At 68.5% G+C, this 23,148-nt stretch carries 10 protein-coding genes; 8 read left to right on the forward strand and 2 right to left on the reverse strand.

All coding sequences use genetic code 11. From position 1 onward, the window contains the following. Nucleotides 1–8 precede the first annotated feature (8 nt). From ACGHX3_RS06170 to ACGHX3_RS06205, 8 genes are all read left to right on the forward strand, one after another. Nucleotides 9–1,403, forward strand: a complete 1,395-nt coding sequence (locus ACGHX3_RS06170) for a TIGR03013 family XrtA/PEP-CTERM system glycosyltransferase (RefSeq protein ID WP_162339067.1) — start codon at nucleotides 9–11, stop codon at nucleotides 1,401–1,403. 277 nt (nucleotides 1,404–1,680) lie between these two features. Next, entirely contained in the window at nucleotides 1,681–9,078 is a 7,398-nt protein-coding gene (locus ACGHX3_RS06175; RefSeq protein WP_394696756.1) for an amino acid adenylation domain-containing protein, read from the forward strand. After that, nucleotides 9,075–15,620, forward strand: coding sequence for an amino acid adenylation domain-containing protein (locus ACGHX3_RS06180; protein WP_394696757.1), 6,546 nt, complete (start codon nucleotides 9,075–9,077; stop codon nucleotides 15,618–15,620). Before ACGHX3_RS06175 ends, ACGHX3_RS06180 begins: the two co-directional genes overlap by 4 nt. Then, nucleotides 15,620–16,420, forward strand: a complete 801-nt coding sequence (locus ACGHX3_RS06185) for a hypothetical protein (RefSeq protein ID WP_394696758.1) — start codon at nucleotides 15,620–15,622, stop codon at nucleotides 16,418–16,420. The genes ACGHX3_RS06180 and ACGHX3_RS06185 overlap by 1 nt, the downstream gene beginning before the upstream one ends. A gap of 23 nt (nucleotides 16,421–16,443) precedes the next feature. Continuing rightward, on the forward strand, nucleotides 16,444–17,274 hold the full coding sequence (locus ACGHX3_RS06190; RefSeq protein ID WP_394696759.1) for an alpha/beta hydrolase: 831 nt from the start codon (nucleotides 16,444–16,446) through the stop codon (nucleotides 17,272–17,274). Nucleotides 17,275–17,523: 249 nt separating this feature from the next. Further along, on the forward strand, nucleotides 17,524–19,176 hold the full coding sequence (locus ACGHX3_RS06195) for a right-handed parallel beta-helix repeat-containing protein (protein WP_394696760.1): 1,653 nt from the start codon (nucleotides 17,524–17,526) through the stop codon (nucleotides 19,174–19,176). Nucleotides 19,177–19,502: 326 nt separating this feature from the next. Continuing rightward, nucleotides 19,503–19,757: an acyl carrier protein gene (locus tag ACGHX3_RS06200; protein ID WP_162336494.1), complete on the forward strand. Its 255-nt coding sequence runs from the start codon at nucleotides 19,503–19,505 to the stop codon at nucleotides 19,755–19,757. A 2-nt stretch (nucleotides 19,758–19,759) separates the two neighbouring features. After that, entirely contained in the window at nucleotides 19,760–21,343 is a 1,584-nt protein-coding gene (locus ACGHX3_RS06205; protein ID WP_394696761.1) for a class I adenylate-forming enzyme family protein, read from the forward strand. A gap of 58 nt (nucleotides 21,344–21,401) precedes the next feature. On the opposite strand, the gene ACGHX3_RS06210 is transcribed toward ACGHX3_RS06205, so the two are convergent. Beyond that, on the reverse strand, nucleotides 21,402–22,109 hold the full coding sequence (locus ACGHX3_RS06210) for a J domain-containing protein (RefSeq protein WP_394696762.1): 708 nt from the start codon (nucleotides 22,107–22,109) through the stop codon (nucleotides 21,402–21,404). A 16-nt stretch (nucleotides 22,110–22,125) separates the two neighbouring features. Further along, nucleotides 22,126–23,109 carry a polysaccharide deacetylase family protein gene (locus ACGHX3_RS06215; protein ID WP_394696763.1) on the reverse strand — a complete coding sequence of 328 codons (984 nt, stop codon included), beginning with the start codon at nucleotides 23,107–23,109 and terminating at the stop codon, nucleotides 22,126–22,128. Nucleotides 23,110–23,148: the final 39 nt, after the last annotated feature.

Consider the following 23,148-nt stretch of genomic DNA (forward strand, 5'->3'; position numbering starts at 1 on the left):
GGGAAGTCATGAAATCGACACATGCCAGCCAGAAGTCCAGGGCTATCCGGTTCCTGTGGCTGCTGGAAGTGGTGATCATCGTGATCGCGGTGTTGGGGTCTGCCTGGCTGCGATTCCTGAACGATCAGCAGACCCATCTGGAGTTCATCGAGGATGCGCCGGCGCGCGCCCTGCTGGTGGCGGTCTGCCTGACCGGGGCGATGGCGGCTTTCGGGCTGTACCAGGTGCACATGCGCCACAGCCGCATGGATTTCTTCCTGCGCTTCCTGATGTCGTTCGTACTCGGCGGCATCGCGCTGGTGGTGCTGTACTACCTCGTGCCGCAGGCCTACATCGGCCGCGGCGTGCTGGCGCTTTCGTTGCTGATATCGGCAGCGGGCATCGTGGCCGTCCGCATGCTGTCGGTCAGCCTGTTTCGCACCGATGTGCTGAAGCAGCGCATCCTGGTGCTGGGCGCGGGCAACAATGCCGACCTCATCAATAGCCGCATGCGTCGTAAGGCGGATCGACGCAGTTTTCTCGTCGTCGGGTTCGTGCCGGTGGCGGGGCAGCCGGTGGTCGTGCGGGACGAATTGCTCGTCAAGCCACCCGGCACGCTGGCGGACCTGGTCGAAGAACTGCAGATCGACGAACTGGTGATTGCGCCGGACGAACGCCGTGGCGGACTGCCGATGGAAGACATGCTGCAGTGCGTGCAGCACGGCGTGAACGTGATCGACCTGTCCACCTTCTTCGAGCGCGAAGCGGGCATGGTCCAACTGAACATCGTCGATCCGTCCTGGCTGGTCTTCTCCGGCGGCTTCGACTACTCCACGCCGCGGCGCCTCAGCAAGCGCTTCTTCGACCTGCTGGCTGCGGGCGCGCTGCTGGTGCTCGCCTGGCCGCTGATGCTGCTGACGGCGTTGGCCGTATGGGCGGAATCCGGTGGCCCGATCCTCTACAGCCAGATCCGTGTCGGCGAGCGCGGCAACCACTTCAAGCTGACCAAGTTCCGGAGCATGCGGACCGACGCGGAAAAGGGCGGCGTCGCGGTCTGGGCGAGCAAGGACGACGACCGGACGACGCGCGTGGGCCGCTTCATCCGCAAGACGCGGCTGGACGAGCTGCCGCAGCTGTTCGCGGTTCTGCGCGGCGACATGAGCTTCGTGGGGCCGCGGCCGGAACGTCCGCAGTTCGTCGACATGCTCAACGACGAAGTGCGCTACTACCGTGTCCGCCACTGCGTGAAGCCGGGCCTGACCGGATGGGCGCAGCTGCGCTATCCCTACGGGGCGTCGGTGAAGGACGCGGAAGAAAAATTGAAGTTCGATCTCTTCTACGTGAAGAACCACGGCCTGGTCTTCGACATGATGATCCTGCTGCAGACCGTCGAAGTGGTGCTGTTCGGTCGCGGCGCACGCTGACGCAGCGTGAATTCCGGCAGCGCCCTGCTCCCGCCTGCAGAGGGCAGGTCGTCATGGGCGTGCCGGTCCGGGGAACAGGCCAGCCACGCGCTGGCGACAGGCGCGCTTGAAGTCGTCCAGCCCGCATCCGGATCGATGGCGGGGTCGCTGTACAGCGGCGGGAAACCGACTTCCGTGGCGCGCGTCTTGCGGGAAATCCACGTCGTGACCTGAATCAATCTTCCCGTACGTTTTGGAAGAATGGAGGAAGCGCGGACGGCTTCCAGGGGGCATCACGTTGAGCACTGCCAGCGACACCACCGAAGGCCATCGTCGATCGCAGGCCGCAACGCTGGAATGGCCATGGCGCGGCGAAGGGCAGGGTGCCGGCACGGAGGCGCGCGTCGCGGCGCCCGGTGCTCTTGTCCGCCTGGCACAGGCTTACGGCGTGGAAGCGCATCGTGTCGCCGTGGTCGCGTGGGCGGCGCTGGTGGCGCGCATGCGTGCGGAGTCTGCCACGAGCCTGAGGGTAGCCTGGGAGCCGACGTCGACCGCGCCCCAGGTGGCTTGGACACTGTCGCTGGACGACGGACTCGCGGATGCACTGGTCGCCCTGCAGTCGGCGCTGTCGGCAGGGAGTGGAGATGCTGTTCCGTCCGCGGGCGACGACGTGCCGGCGGCTGGCTACGCGCGCGACGCGGCCACGGCACCGGCCTGTGAACTGGTGCTGCGCCTGAGCGACGGCGATGCGACGCTGTACGACCGCGATGGTGGATACACGGAGGGCCAGCTCAGTGGATGGCTGGGGTACTGGACGTGCCTGCTCGAATCGCTGCTGGATTCGCCGGACGTATCGCTTGCGCGCGCTGCGCTCGTGCCGCAGGCGATGCATCGCGAACTGCTCGAATACGGGAATGGCACACGCCAGACGTTTCCCCGCGTGTCCGGTGTGCATCGCCTGTTCGAAGCTCAGGCCGCCGCCACGCCGGAAGCCATCGCCCTGGTCCAGGACGGACGCCGCCTGACGTATGCACAACTGGACGCACAGGCGAACCAGCTCGCGCGCCTGCTCAAGCAGCACGGCGTGGGGCCGGACGAACGCGTCGCGATCTACGTCGAGCGCGGCATCGACGTGGTGCTGGGCCTTCTCGCCGTGTTGAAGGCCGGCGGCGCCTACGTGCCGCTGGACCCGACGTATCCCGCCGAGCGCCTGTCGTACACCGTGTCGGACAGCAGGCCGCGCGTGCTGTTGACGATGTCCGGGATGGAGCAGGACGCCCGCGACGTACTGGGCGAACTGCCCGATGGCCTGGTCGTGGTCGACCTGCGCGATCCGTCGCCAGCCTGGGCCGCGCTGCCGACGCATGTGCTGGACGACGGCGAAGCCCGTGTCGAGGCCGGCCATCTGGCCTACGTGCTGTACACCTCCGGCTCCACCGGCAAGCCCAAGGGCGTGGCGATGCCGCATGGCCCGCTGGTCAACCTGATCCATTGGCAGGTGCGCGAGCCGGGCAACGGCGTGCCACTGCGCACGCTGCAGTTCGCCGCGCTGGGGTTCGACGTGGCCTTCCAGGAAGTATTCGCCACGCTGTCCACCGGCGGTACGCTGCTCACGATCGACCAGGAGACCCGCATGAGCGCGGGCAAGCTGTTCGAGTTCATCGTCGGGCAGCGTGTAGAACGCATGTTCCTGCCGTACTTCGCCCTGCAGATGCTGGCCGAAGGGCTGGAGGGGCATCTCGCCGCACAGCCGGACGGCCACCGCCTCGACTGCGCGCTGCGCGAGGTCATCACCGCCGGCGAGCAGTTGCGTATCGAGCCGAAGATTGTGCGCTTCTTCGAGCAACTCCCCGGTTGCCGCCTGCACAACCACTACGGCCCCACCGAGACGCACGTGGTCACGGCGTTGACGCTGCCGGAAGATCCACGGTTATGGCCGCGGCTGCCCACGATCGGCGCGCCCATCGCCAACGCGCGCGTGTACGTGCTCGATGCGCAGAGACAACCGCTGCCGCATGGCGTGGTCGGCGAGCTGTACCTGGCCGGTCCGGTGGTCGCGCGCGGTTACCTGCAGCGCGACGACCTGACGGCCGAGCGCTTCCTGCGCGATCCGTTCGTCGATGCCGCCGACGCGCGCATGTACCGCACCGGCGACCTCGGACGCTGGCTGTCGGACGGCACGATCGACTATCTCGGGCGCCAGGATTTCCAGGTCAAGATCCGCGGCTTCCGCGTGGAGCTGGGCGAGATCGAGGCGCAGGTGATGGCGTTTCCCGGTGTGCGCGACGCCGGTGTGCTGGCGCGCGAGGACGTGCCGGGGCTGAAGCGCCTGGTCGCCTACCTGGCGCCGCAGGACCCGATGGCGCCGGTGGACGTCGAACGCCTGCGCCAGCATCTGGTCGGCGTGCTGCCGGACTACATGGTGCCGGCCGCCTATGTGCAGCTGGATACGCTGCCGCTGTCGCCGAACGGCAAGCTCGACCGGCAGAAGCTGCCGCGTCCGGGCCGCCAGCGACCGGCGTGGGCGGGCACCTACAGTGCGCCGCGGGACGCGACCGAAGCGGCGCTGTGCCGCATCTTCGCCGACGTGCTGGATCTCGAAGACCTGGGACGGGACGACAACTTCTTCGACCTCGGCGGCACGTCGCTGCTGGCGGTCCGGATGCTGGAGGCGGCGCGGCGCGAGCGACTGGGCGACGTGCCGGCGATGGCGCTGTTCCGCGCGCCCACGCCGGCGCAGCTGGCGGTCGCGATGACGGACGGTCGTCGTGCACCGCTGGAGGCCGCGCGCATCGCCGTGCGTCGCGATTCGCAGGCGCACGAGCCCATCGCCATCGTCGGCATGGCCGGACGCTTTCCGGGCGCGGCGACGGTGGAGGCGTTCTGGGACAACCTGTGCGCCGGACGCGACAGCGTCAGCCGGTTCGCTGCCGACGAGCTCGATGCCGGTGTTCCCGAGGCACAGCGCGCCCATCCGGCCTACGTGCCTGCACGCGGCGTGTTCGACGATGTCGACAAGTTCGACGCCGCGTTCTTCGGCATCTCGCCGAAGGAAGCGGAGCTGATGGATCCGCAGCAGCGCATCTTCCTGGAACTGTGCTGGGAGTGCATCGAGCGCGCCGGCCATGTGCCGGACGCGACCGGGGTGCCGGTGGGCATGTTCGCCGGCATGTACAACGCCAGCTACTACCAGCGCAACGTGCTGGCCCATCCTGATCTGGTCGACAAGCTCGGTGCGTTCCAGGTGATGCTGGGCAACGAGAAGGACTACATCGCCACCCGCGTGGCGCACAAGTTGAACCTGACCGGTCCCGCGATCAGCGTGCACACCGCATGCTCCACGTCGCTGGTGGCGATCAGCGAGGCCATCGACAGCCTGCGTGCCGGCCGCTGCGGCATGGCGCTGGCGGGCGGCATCGCGGTGACCTGTCCGGTGCGCAGCGGCCATGTCTACCAGGAAGGCGGCATGCTGTCGGCCGATGGCCATACGCGCAGCTTCGATGCGGAGGCCAGCGGCACGGTGTTCAGCGATGGCGCCGCCGTCGTCCTGCTGAAGCGCCTGTCCGACGCCATCGCCGATGGCAACCCGATCTACGCGGTGGTGCGTGGTGCAGCCGTCAACAACGATGGCGGGCAGAAGGCCAGTTTCACCGCACCGAGCAGCGAAGGGCAGGCCGCGGTGATCGCGATGGCGCACGCCGACGCCGGCGTGGAGGCGCGCAGCATCGGATACGTGGAGGCGCATGGCACCGCGACGCCGCTGGGCGATCCCATCGAGATCGAAGGGCTGACGCACGCCTTCCGCCAGAGCACCGACGACACGGGCTTCTGCGTGGTCGGCTCGGTGAAGAGCAATGTGGGCCACCTGCTGATGGCCGCCGGTGCGGCGGGCGTGATCAAGACGGCGTATGCGCTGCATCACGGCTGCCTGCCGCCGACCGCGCATTTCCGCCACGCCAACCCGGTGATCGATTTCGCGCGCACCCCGTTCCGCGTAAGCGGTGAGCTGCAGCCGTGGGCCGCCGTTGAAGGCCACCCGCGCCGCGCCGGCGTCAGCTCCTTCGGCGTGGGCGGCACCAACGCGCATGTGGTGATGGAAGAGGCACCACCCCTGGCACCGTCCGACCACGCGGACAGCGCGCAGCTGCTGACGCTGTCGGCGCGCACCCCGGTCGCGCTGGTCGACGCGGTCGCACGCCTGGCCGATCACCTTGAGCGCGACACCGACGCCAACCTCGCCGACGTGGCGTGGACGTTGGCGGTGGGTCGCAAGGCTTTCCCGCACCGCATTGCTGTGGCGGCGGAGACGCCGGCCGGGGCCGTCGCGCAGCTGCGAAGCGCCGACATCGCCGCTTCCGCCACGAAGTCGCGCCCGGCCCAGGAGTGCGACGTGGTGTTCATGTTCCCCGGCCAGGGGTGCCAGTACGCCGGCATGGGCCGGGCGCTCTACGCGCATGAGCCGGCGTTCCGCGAGGCGTTCGACGACTGCGCCCGCGTGCTCGATGTCGAACTGGGCCAGGACCTGCGCGCACTGGTGTTCGGCGACGACGCCGAGGCGCTGCTGCCGACGGCGATCATGCAGCCGGCGATCTTCAGCATCGAGTACTCCCTCGCACGCTGGTGGATGGCGCAAGGCGTCGTGCCGGCGGCGATGGTGGGCCACAGCGTCGGCGAATTCGTCGCTGCAACGCTGGCCGGTGTGTTCGCGCTGCCGGACGCGCTGCGCCTGGTGGCGCGCCGCGGTCGCCTGATGCAGGGGCAGCCGTCGGGGGCCATGCTGTCGGTGCGCCTGCCGCTGGACGCCTTGCTGGCACGGTTGCCCGGGACGCTTTCGCTGGCGGCCGAGAACGCGCCCGGCACCTGCGTGGTGGCCGGTCCGCATGAGGCGATCGCCGCCTTCCAGCAGCGGCTGGAAGGCGAGGGCGTTGCCTGCCGTGCGTTGAAGACCTCGCATGCCTTCCACTCGGCGATGATGGATGCGGTCGTGCCGATGTTCCGTGCCGAGGTCGAAGCACTGGAGCGCCACGCGCCGTCGCTGCCCATCCTGTCCACCGCGACCGCGGATTGGCTGCAGGACGCGCAGGCCATGTCCCCGGACTACTGGGCGCGCCATCTGCGCGAACCGGTGCGCTTTTCCGGCGCCATCGCGCAGGTGCTCGACCGTCCCGGCCGCGTGCTGCTGGAGGTCGGGCCGCGCACCACGCTGGCGGTGCTGTCGCGCCAGCAGCCGCTGCTGCAGAAGCAGCGCATCGCGGCCGTTGCGTCGCTGGCGGACAACGCAGACGGCGAGCATGCCGCGCTGCTGGCTGCGTTCGGCCAGCTCTGGACGCACGGCGTCGACGTGCGGGCCGAGCAGCTCGACCGCCGCACTCGCCGCCGGCGCGTTCTCCTGCCGACCTATCCGTTCGAGAAAAAACGTTACTGGGTGGAGCCGCAGTCCGCCGCGGCCATTGCCATGGTTCCCCCGTCCGCTTCCGTCGCCCCCGCAATTCCGGAGTTTCCGATGTCCGTCAGCCCCGACACCGCTTCGCCTGCCGCCCCCGTCGATCGCCGTCCGCGCATCACGGCGCAGCTGAAGGAGGTCTTCGAGGACGTGGCCGGCTTCGACCTGTCGGATGCCGACGGCGATGCGAACTTCATCGAGCTGGGGCTGGACAGCCTGATGCTGACCCAGGTGGCCCTGCAGCTGCAGAAGACCTTCCCGGTGAAGATCACGTTCCGCCAGCTCATGGGCGAGTACGCCAGCCTCGACCGGCTGGCCCAGGGGCTGGATGCCCAGTTGCCGGCCGAGGCCGCGCCGGCTGTAGCGGTGTCCGCTGTCCCGTCGACGGCACCAGGCGTGGCGACAGGGCCGGTGATGCCGGTGTCGCTGCCGTCGGCGCCTGCCTTCGTCATGCCCGTACAGCCGCTGGCTCACGGCGATGCGTTGAGCACCCTGATCGCGCAGCAGATGCAGTTGATGCAGCAACAGCTGGCGCTGCTGGCCGGTACGGCTTCGGCGACGTCCGCCGCCCTGCCGGCTGCCCCGACACCGGTCGCCGCGACATCCGCCATCGTTGCCGCCGCGCCGGTGATGGCATCGAACGCACCCGCGGCGCAGGCCACGAGCGTGCCGTCCGACGAAGAGGCGGCGCTCGCGCATACGCGCTACGACGTGAAGAAGGCTTTCGGCGCGATCGCGCGCATCGACGCCAACAGCGGCACCGAGCTGGACGCGCACCAGCGCGAGCGGCTGGACGGCTTCATCCGCCGCTATACCGCGCGCACGCCCAAGTCGAAGGCCTATACGCAGGAACATCGCCAGCACATGGCCGATCCGCGCGTGGTCACCGGCTTCCGTCCGCTGACCAAGGAGATCGTGTACCAGATCGTCGTCGAGCGCTCGAAGGGCTCGCACGTATGGGACATCGATGGCCACGAGTACGTGGATGCGCTGAACGGCTTCGGCACCAGCCTGTTCGGCTGGCAGCCGGACTTCGTGGTCGACGCGATCAAGCAGCAGATCGACCAGGGCTACGAGATCGGGCCGATGCATCCGCTGGCTGGCGAAGTGTCGAAGCTGGTCTGCGAACTCACCGGCCACGACCGCGCGGCGCTGTGCAACACCGGTTCCGAGGCGGTGCTGGGTGCGATGCGCATCGCGCGCACGGCGACCGGCCGCGAGACCATCGTGGTGTTCTCCGGTTCGTACCACGGCATCAACGACGAAGTGATCGTGCGTGGCACCAAGAAGCTGCGGGCCGTGCCCGCCGCCCCCGGCATCCTGCGCAACACCGCCGAGAAGGTGCTGGTGCTGGACTACGGTACGCCGGAGACGCTGGAGATCATCCGCGAGCGTGCGCATGAGCTGGCCGCCGTACTGGTCGAACCGGTGCAGAGCCGTCGCCCCGACTTCCAGCCGGTCGAATTCCTGCAGGAAGTCCGCAGGATCACCGCCGAGGCGGGCGCGGTGCTGATCTTCGACGAAGTGATCACCGGCTTCCGCTCGCACCCGGGCGGCGCGCAGGCGCTGTTCGGCATCCGGGCCGACCTGTGCACCTACGGCAAGGTCGTCGGTGGCGGCTACCCGATCGGCGTGATGGCGGGCAAGCGCGAATTCATGGACGCGCTGGACGGCGGCTACTGGCAGTACGGCGACGATTCCGTGCCGCCGGCCGGCGTGACCTACTTCGCCGGCACGTTCGTGCGCCACCCGCTGACGCTCGCGGCGGCGAAAGCATCGCTGCTGCACATGAAGGAGCATGGCCCGGCGCTGCAACAGCGTGTCAACGAGCGCACCGCCGCCATGGCGGCGGAGTTGAACGCATTCGCCACGGAGGTCGGCGCGCCGGTCCGCATCAGGCATTTCGCCTCGTTGTGGCGTACGCACTTCGAGGAAGACCATCCGCTGCAGGACCTGCTGTTCGCGATGATGCGCAGCCGTGGCATCCATATCCTCGACAACTTCCCGTGCTTCTTCACCACCGTGCACAGCGAGGCCGACTTCCAGGCCATCGCGCAGGCATGGAAGGAGGCGGTGCTTGAACTGCAGGAAGCAAGGCTGTTGCCGGGCGGCGAGGCGCCGTCGGGCAGGGAGATGGATGCCGGCAAGCCCGTTGTCCAGGGCGCTCGTCTGGGACGCGATCCGGAAGGCCGACCGGCGTGGTACGTGCCCAATCCGCAGTCGCCTGGCCGCTACATGAAGGTGGATGCGTGAACGACGTGCGGGCGATTCCACGCGGCACGCTCGTGCCCGTCGACTACGACCCGTTCGCGGGCGGCGCCCTGACGCGCGTGGTGCCGACCACTGAACCGCAGCGCGAGGTCTGGCTCGCGTCCCAGTTGGGTGAAGACGCCTCGCTGGCCTACAACGAATCGGTGTCCCTGCGGCTGCGCGGCCCACTGGATGCTGGCCGGCTCCAGCGGGCATTGCAGGTGGTGGTGGAACGGCATGACGCCCTGCGTGCGAGTTTCGGGCCGGATGGCGAGACATTCTGCGTGCTGGAGCACGAGCCCTTGCGGTTGCCGTTCACCGACCTGTCCCGGCTTGCTGCCGGCGAGCGCGAGAAGCAACTCGCCGAGCGTCGCCGCGTCGGGGTGGAAACGCCGTTCGCATTGGAGCAGGGACGCCTGTTCCGCGCGGAGCTGCTGCAGACGGATGCGCAGGAGCACGTGCTGCTGATGCATGCGCACCACATCGTCTGCGATGGCTGGTCGTGGTGGGTGATCGTCCGCGAACTCGGGGCCGCCTACGCGGGCGGCACCGACGGTGTCGCGGCGACACCGACCGACCGCTACGCCGACTACGCGCTGGCCGAAGCCCTGCATCCGGCGGGGCCGCAGTTCCGTGAGGACGAGGCCTACTGGCTGGCGCAGTTCGCCGGTTCGTTGCCGGTCCTGGAGCTGCCGACCGACCGTCCGCGCCCCGCGCGCCGCACCTTCGCGTCGCGGCGCGAGGATCATCTGCTGGATGCCGAGCTGGTGACGGCGGTGCGTCGCCTCGGTGCGAAGCGGGGCGCCAGCCTCTTCGCGACGCTGCTGGGGGGATTCGCCACGCTGATGTCGCGCATCGCGGGGCAGGACGACGTGGTCGTCGGCATTCCCGCGGCAGGCCAGTCCATCGACGGGCACGACCATCTGGTCGGGCACTGCGTCAACCTGCTGCCGCTGCGCTTCGACCTGCAGGCCGGGCACGGCTTCACGCACGTGCTGGACAGCGCGCAGACGACCCTGCTGGATGCCATCGAGCACCAGCGCTACACCTTCGGCACGCTGCTGAAGAAGCTCCACGTCGCGCGCGATCCTGCCCGCCTGCCGCTGGTCAGCGTGATGTTCAACATCGACCAGGCACTGGATCAGGAAAAATCCGGGTTCCCTGGCCTGGCGCTGGATTTCACCACCAATGCGCGCGCGTGCGAGAACTTCGAGCTGTCCATCAATGCGGTGCAGGTGGACGGCATGCTGCGGCTGGAAACGCAGTACAACACCGACCTGTTCGATGCGCGCACGGTGCGCCGCTGGTTGGCGGCGTTCGAGACCTTGCTGCGTGCCGCGACCGAGGCGCCGGACGAGCGCATCGGGCGGTTGCCGCTGGTGGATGCCGCGTCGCGCGCTGAGCTGTCGGCCCTTCAGCCGTCGCCTGTCGCGTTCGACCGCGAGTGCCGCATGCACGAGCACTTCGAGCGCCAGTGCGACCTTACGCCGGACCGTGCCGCGATCCGCGCCGACGATGGCACGCTCAGCTATCGCCAGCTGGAGGCGCGCGCCAACCGCATTGCCCAATGGCTGCGGCGCCAGGGCGTGCAGAAGGGGGCGCTGGTCGGCCTGGCGGTCGATCGCGGCGCCGACATGCTGGCCTCGTTGCTGGGCATCCTGAAGGCGGGTGCCGGCTACGTGCCGCTGGATCCGCAGTTCCCCGCCGATCGTCTGGCCTTCATGGCGGGCGATGCCGGTCTCGCGGCGCTGGTCACGCAGTCCCTCCATGCGGCGCGCTTCGACCTGCGCGGCCGGCCGGTGCTGGCGCTGGATGCACTGGCCACCGAGCTGGCGTTGCTGCCGGACACGCGCCCCGGTCGCGATGCCGGCGCCGCCGATCCGGAGTCGGCGGCCTACGTCATCTATACGTCCGGTTCGACCGGCCGCCCGAAAGGCGTGCAGGTGCCGCATCGCGCGGTGTCCAACTTCATCACCGGCATGCAGGCCGAGCCCGGCCTGTCGGGCGACGACCGCCTGATCGCGGTGACCACGCTCTCCTTCGATATCGCCGTGCTGGAGCTGTTGCTGCCGCTGAGCGTGGGCGCGGAAGTGGTTATCGCCGGCAAGGACACGGTGATCGACGGTGCAGCGCTGGCGGCACTGCTGGCCTCGTCGGGCGCCACCGCGATGCAGGCCACGCCGGCGAGCTGGCGCTTGCTGCTGGAAGCCGGCTGGACCGGCCGCGCCGGCTTCAAGGCGATGTGCGGCGGCGAACCGCTGCCACCGGACCTGGCGCACGCCCTGCTGCAACGCTGCGGCGAACTGTGGAACCTCTACGGCCCCACCGAAACCACGGTGTGGTCCACGGTCATGCGCGTGCAGGCCGGGCAGGACGCGTTGCCCGACATCCATATCGGTCATCCGATCGCGAACACGCAGGTCTGGATCCTCGACGGGAACGGCCAGCCGTGTCCGCGCGGCGTGCCTGGCGAGATCTGCATCGGCGGCGAAGGCGTCACCTCGGGTTACCTGGCGCGCCCGGAACTGACCGCCGACCGCTTCCTGCCCGATGCGTTCGCCGACGCGGGCAGAGGCTTCGGCACCGGCATTCCCGCCCCGACGCTGTACCGCACCGGCGACCGCGGTCGTTGGCGCGCGGATGGCCAGCTCGAACATCTCGGTCGCTTGGACTTCCAGGTCAAGGTGCGCGGCTATCGCATCGAACTGGGCGAGATCGAGACCCAGTTGCTGACGCATCCGTCGCTGTCCCGCGCGGTGGCGATGGCGCGCGAAGACCGTCCCGGCGACGTGCGCCTGGTCGCGTACGTGGTAGCAGCAGCGTCGCCGGTGGACGATGCCGCCCTCGTCGCGCACCTGAAGCAGCGGCTGCCGGATTACATGGTGCCGCAGCATTTCGTGCGGTTGCCGGCGATTCCACTGCTGCCGAACGGCAAGGTGGACCGCAAGGCGCTGCCGGCACCCGTGGCAGCGCAACCGGCGGCTGCATCCGCGTCCGGCACGGCGCCGGCCACCGCGCGTCCGGCCGATGCCCTGCAGGCGCAGGTGCTGAAGGCCATGGAAGACGTCCTGGCGCGCCCGGACCTGGGCATGGACGACGGATTTTTCGAGATGGGCGGGCATTCGCTGCTGGCCGCGCAGCTATGCGCTCGCCTGGGTCGTGCGCTTGAGGTGTCGGTGCCACTGCGGCAGCTGTTCGATACGCCCACCGCGCGCGGGCTGTCGGAGGCGCTGCGCGCACAGACCAGCGTGCCTTCGCAGGAGCGGGCCTCCGGCGTGCTGTCCATCCCGCGGCTCGACGATCGCACCCTCGCGCCGATGACGTTGATGCAGCAGCGGCTGTGGGTGCTGGAGCAGATCGAACCGGGCGCGGTAACCTACAACACGCCGTCGGCCCACCGTCTGCACGGCCCGATGGACGTACACGCGCTGGAGCGCGCCTTCCAGGAAATGGTCCGGCGGCAGGCATCGCTCCGCACGATCCTGGTGCCGCACGGCGAATCCGCCATGCAGAAGATCCTCGACGAGGTCGATGCGTCGCTGTTGCCCGCGGCCGACCTTTCGCATCTCGCCGAGCCGCAGCGCATGGACACGCTGATGGCCGAGCTGGAGGCACGGACCGCGCAGCCTTTCGTGCTGGACCAGGGGCCTCTGTTCCGCGCGCGCCTGTACAAGCTCGCGGATGACGACCACGTCCTCTACTTCATGACCCATCACGCCATCTGGGACGGATGGTCGTTCGACATCTTCTACGCGGAAATGTCGGCGCTGTACGAGGCGTTCGCGGCCGGGAAGCCTTCGCCGTTGCCGGCACTGGACACGGACTACGGCGATTTCGCCGCTTGGCACCGGCAGCAGGTGGAAGGCGATGCCCTGAAGCGGCAGGTCGACTACTGGACCGCGCACCTCGCCGGCAGCCTGGAACCGCTGCAGTTGCCGGAGGACAAGCCCCGTCCCGCGAGGGCGAGCGGCGTGGGCGGCACCGGCTGGGTGCACGTCGACAGCACCACCACGAGTGCGCTGCGGAACGTCGGTGGACGCGTCGGCGCCACCCTGTTCATGACGCTGCTGGCCGCGTACTACGTGCTGCTGCACCGCCTGAGCGGGCAGGACGACGTGGTCGTCGGCATGCCGTTCCGCAACCGTCCCAGCGATGCGCTGGAGAAGGTGATGGGATTCTTCGTCAACGTATTGCCGCTGCGTCGACGGCTCGATCCTTCCATGCCGTTCCTGAGGCTGGTGGAAGAGGTCAAGGCAGGCCTGGTGGAAGCGCTGGACCATCCGGATGTGCCCTTCGAGCACCTGATGCAGCAGCTCAACGTGGCGCGGGACCCCAGCCGCTCGCCGATCTACCAGGCGCTGTTCTCGTTCCAGGACGTGCGGGCGCGCCAGTTGCAGTGGGGCGACCTGCGCCACGAGCACCTGCTGATGTTCCAGAAGGGCGCAGGGCAGGACCTGGGCATCTGGTTCCTGGAGCATCCGCAGGGATTGTCGGGCGCCATGGGCTACAACGCGGACGTCTTCAGCGACGCCGCGGCGGCGGCGATCGGCGAGCGCTTCCAGGCACTGCTGACAGCGTTGGCCGAGCGCCCGGAGCAGGCAATCGGCGACGCCGCGCTGCTGTCGCCGCAGGACGCTGCGCAGCTGCGCGAATGGAATGCTACCCGGCAAGCGCTGCCAGCCGAGCACACCGCGCACGCCTTGCTGCATGCACAGGCCTTGCGCAGCCCCGACCGCACCGCCGTGCGCAGTGGCGAGCACGCGCTGAGTTATGCGCAACTCGCCGCGCGCAGCGAGCGCATCGCCTGCGCGCTGTCGCAGCGTGGCGTGGTGGCGGGCGACCGCGTCGGCATCTGCCTGGACCGCCATGCAGAGCTGCTGGCGACGATGATCGCGGTCTGGCGCGCCGGTGCGGCCTACGTGCCGCTGGATCCTGCGTATCCGCCGGACCGGCTGCGCTTCATGGCCGAGGACGCGGATCTGCGCCTGATCGTCAGCGAAGGCCAACTGGCCGAGCCGCTGCAATGGCCGCAGGAAAAGCTGTTGCGCATCGATGCCGACGCCGCAGCGATCGAGGCGGCGCCCGTCGTCGAGGCGATCGGCAACGCCTCGCTGGGCGACGCGCACTCGGTCGCCTATGTCATCTACACGTCCGGCTCCACCGGCAAGCCCAAGGGCGTCTGCGTACCGCACGGCGCCGTGGTCAACTTCCTGGCGAGCATGGCGCGCGAGCCCGGCCTGCAGGCCGACGACCGCCTGCTGGCGGTGACCACCACGTCGTTCGACATCGCGGTGCTCGAGCTGTTCCTGCCGCTCGCGGTTGGCGCCGAAGTGGTGATCGCGTCCCGCGAGGACGCGCTCGATGGCGCGGCGCTGGCGGCGCTGATCGATGCACGCGGTATTACCGTCATGCAGGCGACGCCGTCGAGCTGGCGGCTGCTGCTCGAGGCGGGCTGGACCGGCGCGAGCCCCTTCAAGGCGCTGTGCGGTGGTGAGCCGCTGCCGCAGGATCTCGCGACGGCGCTGCTGTCGCGCTGTTCGGCGCTGTGGAACATGTACGGGCCGACCGAGACGACCGTCTGGTCGACGTGCGCGCGCGTCGAAACGACGGCGACGGGCAGTCCCGACCTCCTTATCGGCAGGCCCATCGCCAATACCTCCGTTTGGATCGTCGATGCGCGCGGGCAGCTGTGCCCGCCCGGCGTGGTGGGCGAGTTGTGCATCGGCGGCCTGGGCGTCACCCAGGGCTATCTGGGACGCCCCGAGCTGACCGCGGAGAAGTTCGTCGCCGACCGCTATTCCTCGGAGCTGTCGCCGCGAGGCACGTTCTACCGGACCGGCGATCGCGCGCGCTGGCGCAGCGACGGCGTGCTGGAACACCTGGGTCGCCTCGACCACCAGGTCAAGATCCGCGGCTACCGCATCGAGCTGGGCGAGATCGAAGCACGCCTGGCCGACGATCCGTCGGTCGCGCGTGCGCTGGCCATCGTCCGCGAGGATCGGCCCGGCGACGTCCGGCTGGTCGCCTACGTGGTGGCGGCACCGGGTCAGCGCATCGATGCGGCCGCGTTGCTGACCGGCCTGCGCGCCGTCTTGCCGGGCTACATGGTGCCGCAGCACCTGGTGACGTTGCCGGCGATCCCGCTGCTGCCAAATGGCAAGGTCGACCGCAACGCGCTGCCACTGCCGGCCGCACCGGTCGCCGTCGCGACGCCGGTGGCGGCGGCTCCCGCTCCGACGACGGGCGAAGAAGATCCGCGCGTCTCCTACATGGTGCTGGTGTGGTCGGACATCCTGGCGATGCCGGCGTCGGCGCAGGACAATTTCTTCGATCTCGGCGGACACTCGATGCTGGCCGTGCAGATGGCCAACCGCGTGGCGCGCGATACCGGCTTCCGGATCAAGCTCATGCCGCTGGCCACACAGACGCTGGAACAGATCGCGATGACGTTGCCCGCACCCCAGGTGTCCGGCGCGCACGGCAAGACCGGCTGGGGACGCAGTATGCTGCGCGGCATCGCCCGTCTCTTCGGTGGCTCGCGCTGATGCTGCAACCGCTGTATTTCGGTCCACCGCAACGGACCCTGTTCGGTATCCGGCACGTGCCCGCCGACGGCATGTCGGTGATCGGCGCGATGACCGTCGCGCCGCCGCTGCTGCAGGAAGGCATTTCCACCCAACGCGCGCTCTGGCAGCTGTGCGAGCAACTCGGCACCGCCGGCGTCGCGTCGCTGCGCTTCGACTGGTATGGCAACGGCGATGCGGGCGGCAGCGCGCACCAGATGACCGTGGACGGGCTGGCGCAGGACGCCGCCGCTGCGATGGCGTGGTCGCAGGCGCAGGGACGTGCCCGTACGTTGTGCCTGCGCAGTGGCGCGCTCGGCGTGCTGCTGGCAGCCTCGCGTGCCGGCACGCCGGTCGATCTGGTGCTGTGGGAGCCGGTGCTGGACGGCGCGGCGATGTGCGACGACTGGGAGCGCATGCATCGTGCGCAGGTCGACGACGTCGGCCGTTACCCGTTCGCGGCGCCTGCGATGGACGAGGACGAACGGCTGGGCTTCGACCTGGATGCGGCGTTCCTGCGCGCACTTCGGGGCATCGACGCCCGCGACCTGGCATTGCCTCCTGGCAGTCGGGTGCTGGTGACGGGGTGGACGCTGTCGCCGGCGACGCAGGCGTGGATCGAGCGGCGCGTCGCCGAGGGTGTGCGTGCGGAATGGTGGCCGCTGGAGACCGGCGACGCCCCGGAATGGAACGATCCCGCGCAGTTCGAGAACCAGGTGTTCCCCCGTCGTGGCGTGGCCAAACTGGCGGGCCGGCTGGCCGAGGCAGGCGAGTGGGGATGATGGTGTCGCATTCAGGGGAAAACATGCTGCAGGAAGGGGGCATCACCGAGACGGCGCACGTCTTCGGCGAGAGTCTGGTCGGTGTGCTGTCGCGGCCGCGCCAGATCGCGGAGGGGCGGCCGGCGGTGATCCTGCTCAATGCCGGGCTCGTGCAGCGTTCCGGTCCATTCCGTGTCTATGCGCAACTCGCGCGTGCGTTGGCCAGCTGCGGCTTCGTGGTGCTGCGCTTCGACCTGTCCGGACGTGGCGACAGCGCCAACGCGGTTGGCGCAAGTCCCGGACCCGTGTTGAAGCAGCAGGAAGCGGATGCGGCCATGCAGCTGGTCACCGGGCTGACGGGTGTCGACCGCTTCGTCCTGTCCGGCATCTGCTCGGGTGCGGACGACGCATTCAGGCTTGCCGATGGCAACGCGCGCGTGGCGGGTATCGTGCTGCTGGATGGCTATGCCTACCGCACGACCGGCTACAAGATCCGCCGCTACGGGCCAGGCCTGCTCGACGCGGGCAAGGTGATGCGCAGGGTAGGGCGCCTGTTCAAGCGCGACGAAGACGGTGAGCACGCGCTCGACGAAGGCGATTTCCGCGATTTCCCGTCGCCCGACGAAGCGGTCGCGCGGCTGCAGCGCCTGTCCGCCCGGGATGCGCGCGTGCTGCTGGTCTACACCGGCGGCGCGTTCCGCTATTTCAACCATGCGCGCCAGGCGCGTGAATGTTTCGGCGTGGCCATGGACGCGCCGCAGGTCAGCCTGGAGTACTGGCCGGACTGCGACCACACCTTCTTCCAGCGCAAGGATCGGCTGCGGCTCAACACGCGTTTTTCGGCGTGGATGCGCGCGCAGTTTCCGGCCACCTGATCGCGGTCGCCGGCGCGCGCAGGCCCTCTCTCCGCAGCGCCTCCCCGAAGGTCCGTTCGTCGGGTGCACGCATGTGCGCGTCCAAAAACGATGAACGCAACACAATCCGGCCACCCCCTGTCATGCGCAACCTCCGTCTAGCGTGTTAGACTCCCCTCCGAAATCGATCATAAATGATTGATTTTGAATGATTTTTCAAAAATGGTCACGGCGCAACAGGGGGCGCTGTCACGCTTTAACGGAGCTTTCATGGCTATCGCCCCCCTGCGTCCCCGTTCCCTGTTCCCGGTCCTTCTGTTGTCCGCCGGTCTTTGCGTGAGTGTCCCCGCGCTGTCGGCGGAGTACTTCGTCTCGACGTCGGGCAACGACAGCAGCGGCACCGGCACGCTGCAGAACCCCTACCGCACGGTCAAGCGCGCGATCAGCGCCGGCCGTGCCGGCGACACCATCACCCTGCGCGCCCCGGCCAACAACCGCACCTACAACGAGTGCGATGTACGCCTGCGGCAGAAGATGACGCTGCAGACCTATGCCGGCGAAGGCAAGGCGCGCATCCACTGCGCGATCACCACGCCGGAGACGGTGACCATCCAGATCGACCCGGCGGCCTCGGGCAGCCGGCTGTCGAACCTGGAGATCAGCGGCGGCTACTACTACGGGATCATGCTGCAGACCAACTGGTACCAGGGCGGTCCTGCCACCGATACCGGCGCCAGTGACGTGGTGCTGGAAGACCTGCTGATCCACAGCACGGGCCGTGATGGGATCAAGATCACGCCCAAGTCGAACCGGGCCACGATCCGGCGGGTGGAGATCCACACCACCGGTGCGCGCGACAACAGCAATGCCGACGGCATCGACAACGTCAATGCCGACGGGATGCTGGTGGAAGACAGCTACATCCACGACACGGCCACCACGGGCATGTACTTCAAGGGCGGCGCACGCGATGTGGTGGTGCAGCGCAACCGGGTGGAGAACACGGGCGATGCGGGGATCCTGGTGGGTTTCGACACCAGCGTGGAGTTCTTCGACCTGAGCGCGAACCCGCAGTACTACGAGTCGATCCGCGGTATCGTGCGCAACAACGTGGTGCGCAACACGGGGTATTCGGGCATCGGCATGTACGCCTCCAAGGATGCCATCGTCGCCAACAACACCATCATCAATGCCGGGCGCCTGGGCCACTCCGCGCTCTATTTCGGCGTCACCTTCCAGGACTGGGATCCGAAGGCGGGCCGTCCTGCCAACACCAACCCGACCCTCCGCAACAACCTGGTGATCCAGGACAACAACCGCTGCGTCGAGATCCGCTACTCGTCCGAGCTGGGCGGCCTGTCGGGTCTCTCCGGTTCGCCGAACAGCAACTGGAACGGCTTCAACAACGGCTGCGTGTTCCGTGACGGTCGCCCGGGCAGCACGGTGACGGCCGGGACCCTGGCGCAATGGCGCAGCGGCACGGGTGCGGATGCCAACAGCAAGCAGGCGGCGTTCTCGGTGGATGCCACCGGCCATCTGCCTGCCGGCAGTCCCGCCATCGACGCCGGCACCACGCTGGCGCAGGTGACCGACGACATCGATGGCCAGGCCCGTTCCGCACCGTTCGACCTGGGTGCGGACGAATACGGCCAGCAGAGCACAGCCCCGATCCGCGTCAATGGCGTGCAGCCGCTGGTCCCGGTGCGCGGCACCAGCGCGGCGTCCACGCCGGTGACGGCTGGCAGCCTGCCGAGCGGATCCGCGTCGGCGGTCGTGCCGTCGAGCACGCCGGCCACCACCACCGCGCCTTCGGTGTCGACCGCGAAGCCCGCCACGACCAGGCCCGCCGCCGCCAGGCAATACACGCCGCCGGCCGTAAGGGCGTGGCGTTGGCTGCTCGCATGGGTGGGCTGGTTGAACTGACCGGCTGCAGGACTGCACCCGATACACAAGGACGGGGCCCGCATTCGCCGGGCCCCGTTTTCGTTTGCGTCGCGGCGTGCGGGAAGCCTGAACTGGCCGCTTCGCGCCTGCTTGTGCGTTCTTCCTGACATCGGAGTACGGCTCCGGTGCCTTGGCCGCCTGGCGTGTGGATGACGGGAAGCTCGGCACCCGGATTCCGCCACCTGCATTGAAGGGGACGTCCGCGTCGCCGGCAGGGCCCGAATCACGAGACGATGGCTGCAGGAGGGGGTACCTGCCTGCGCCATCGTTCCTGTCCACACCACAGAACGAATTGGATCGCTTGCATGGAATCGATGGAGCAGCGCGTACGGGAATTCATCGGGACGACGTTCCCGGTCGACGCCGGGGAACAGCTCGACACTCACCAGGATCTGCTGGATGCCGGGGTCGTCGACTCCATCGGCGTGCTGACGATCGTGACGTGGATCGAAGAGACGTTCGAGGTGACGGTGGACGACGAGGACGTGCTGCCGGAAAACCTGGGCAGCATCGCCGGCATCGTCGCCTACGTGACGCGCAAGCAGCAGGAGGCGGCGTAACCATGCTGAGGTACGAGAAGCACCTTGCCGCCGCGGCTGCGTACGAGCCTTCCAAGGCCGCGATCATCCAGGGAGGCGTGCGCACCACGTACGCGGAACTGGATGCGGCCGCCGACCGCTTCGCCGACGCCCTGGTCGACCGCGTCGCGTTCGCCAACGGCGAGCGCTGCGTGCTGTTTCTCGAGAACCGTGTCGAAACCGCGGTGGGCATCTTCGGCACCCTGCGTGCCGGCGGCATCTTCAGCGTGGTCAACCCGACCACCAAGACCGACAAGCTCGCCTTCGTGCTGAACAACTGCGAGGCGTCGGTGCTGTTCACCCAGGCCAGCCTGGCGACGGTGGCGCTGGCCGCCGCCGCGCAGGCGCCCAGCATCCGCAAGGTGGTGATCGTCGACGATACGGCCGTGGCGCTGCCGGCCAATACCGTGTCGTATGCCGCCTTCATCGATGGCGTCGATGGCGGTGCCGCCGCCCGCCGCCACGCCGGCGTGGACATCGACCTGGCGATGCTGGTCTATACGTCGGGTTCCACCGGCAATCCGAAGGGCGTCATGATGACGCACAAGAACATCGAGCATGCCGCGACGTCGATCACCACCTACCTCGAATCGCGCCGCGACGATGTGGTGCTGAGCGTGCTGCCGCTGTCGTTCGACTACGGCCTCTACCAGTTGCTGATGTGCGTCAAGATGGGCGCCACGCTGGTGCTGGAGAAGTCGTTCGCGTTCCCACAGAAGATCCTGCCGCTGCTGGCGTCCGAGAACATCACCGGCTTCCCGCTGGTGCCGACGATGGCGGCGCTGATCGTGCAGATCGGCAACTTCGATCCGGCCTGGGCGCGCGGCGTGCGTTACCTGACCAATACCGCGGCAGCGCTTCCGCCGGCGCACATCCTTAAGCTGCAGGAAATCTTCCCGAATGCCCGCATCTTCTCGATGTACGGCATGACCGAATCCAAGCGTTGCACCTATCTGCCGCCGGAGCAGTTGCGCAAGCGGCCTGACAGCGTCGGTATCGCCATTCCCGGCACGGAAGTGTGGGTGGCCGACGACGAGGGCAAGCCAGTGGCGCCGAACGTCGTTGGCGAGCTGGTCGTGCGTGGCGGCCACGTGATGCAGGGCTACTGGCGCAACGAGGAAGCGACCGCGAAGACGCTGAAGGCCGGGCGTTATCCGTGGGAAAAGGTGCTGCACACCGGCGACCTGTTCCGCATGGATGAAGAAGGCTTCCTGTACTTCGTGGGCCGCAAGGACGACATCCTCAAGTCGCGCGGCGAGAAGGTCAGCCCGAAGGAAGTCGAGAACGTGCTGTACGCATTGCCGGGTGTCCGCGAAGCCGCGCTGGTAGGCGTGCCGGATCCGGTGATGGGCCATGCGCTGAAGGCGATCGTGGTGACCGACCGCGACGACCTGGACGCCCGCGCCATCATGGCGCATTGCCGTGCGCACCTGGAGGAATTCATGGTGCCGCGGTCCGTCGAGTTCCGTGACGCGCTGCCGAAGACCGGCACGGGCAAGATCCGGCGCAGCGTGTTGCAGGCCGAAGCCGAAGGCAAGCCGATTCCGGCCGACGAAGAACCCGCGTAGGACGTCATCGACGCGGAGCCGCGCACGCTCCGCGCCTCGCCGCACTCCGGTGCGGCCGTCAGCCGCCCGGCGGACAGTGCCGCCGCGGCCTGAAGCCGGGCACCGTATCGTCGGGTCCCGGCCGTTCATGGGCAACATTGAGCGGCCGCGATGGTGAGCTGTACCAGTCCACCAGTTGCCCGCAGGCGACCCGCACCCACGAGGCGCCGTACAGCCACTGCTGCCCGCTCGCGTCGCTGCCGAAAGGCTGACCGGTCACAGCGATCACCTCGCGAGGTGTCATGCCGAGCTTCAGGACGGCGATCTCCGTCGTGCGCGCACCTGGCCGGGCCACGTCCGGGATCGATACCGCCGATGCGGTCGGCGAGGCAGGGTGATCGTCATCGCTCGCCGACAGCACCAGTGCCGTCACCGCCACGCCCAGGCCCAGCCAGAGGAGGGCGCGCCAGCGCATCGGGCTGTCGGCGTCGTCGATGGCGTCCTCGCCAACCGCCGGCACGACCTCGCTGCGCACGGCGGCCGGCGCCACCGTCGACTTCACCGCGGTACCCGGGAAGCGCCCGTGCACGCGATGGAACTCCAGTGCGGCGGAGCACGCGCGATTGAGCTTCTTCAGCTTTTCTTCGTCACCGTCGCCGCTGCCGGCTCGGTCGGGGTGCAGTCCCGACACGCGTCGCCGGTAGGCGCGCTTGAAGGTGTCGGTATCGCACTCGGGATCGACGCCGAGTTCCTTGTACAGGGCCAGAAAATCCGCGCCGTCGTTCATGGGGGTGGAGCGTTGCTCAGTTGTAGGGGCGCGCGCAGACCTGCGGCAGCGATGCCATGGCTTCGAATTCGTACTGCACGATGTGGCTTTCCATCGCCACGCGCGGGATGTCGTAGCGCGGCGATGCCTGCGTGGCGTAGCCGCCGTAGTACGAGAAGGCGTGGCGCACGTTCATGGCTTCCAGGCAGGCGCGGGTGTCCTCATTGAACGAGGTCCGGTTGCCGACCGGATAGGCAAAGTACTCCATGTCGCACCCGACTTCGGCCTTCAGGCGTGCGGCGCAGCCGGAGATTTCCCGGTACTGCTGCTCCTTCGGCATCCGCGACAGCACCGGATGGTTGACCGTGTGCCCGCCGATGGTCATGCCGCCGCGCGCCATCTCGCGGATCATGTCCCAGTTCATCCAGTGCCCGGCCACGTCGTCCGGGTGGCGCACGCCGGCCGCAGCGCGCAGCGCGTGCAGCATCGCCTCCGCGTCGCTGGAGGGCAGCGACTTGTAGCGGGCCAGCATGAGCGCGATGGCGCCGTTGCAATCCGGCTTGAGGTGGAGCGGCTGGCTGATCCAGGGCGACAGCGAGATTCTCGCGTGGGGCGACGTGCGCAGCAGCCAGCAGATCTCGTCCCACCACGGCAGCGACGGCTTGTCGATGAAGCCTGTCGCGATGAAGAAGGCGGCTGGAACCTGATGGCGCCGCAGGATCGGGTAGGCCAACTCGTAATTGTCGAGATAACCGTCGTCGAAGGTGATCAGCGCGTAGCGACCCTTCCGGTCCCCCAGCGCGTAGTCCAGATCCTTCGGGGAGATGACGTCGAAGCCGCGTGCCAGGTGGCCGACCTGTGCGTCGAAGCCATCGACGCTCGCGCTCCACAGCGCGCGATCGTACGGCTGCGATGCCGCGTCGTCGCCGATGCGATGGTAGTTGAACACCAGTACCCCGCGGCGGGGAAGCGTGGCCAGTACGCGGCCCAGTCCCGTCACCGACAGCAGTTTGGCGATCATTCCTCTTTTCACGTCCATCCCCTTCTCGACCGCGCGCGA

This window comes from Pseudoxanthomonas japonensis (genome assembly GCF_043632995.1).
Taxonomy (GTDB): Bacteria; Pseudomonadota; Gammaproteobacteria; order Xanthomonadales; family Xanthomonadaceae; genus Pseudoxanthomonas_A; species Pseudoxanthomonas_A japonensis.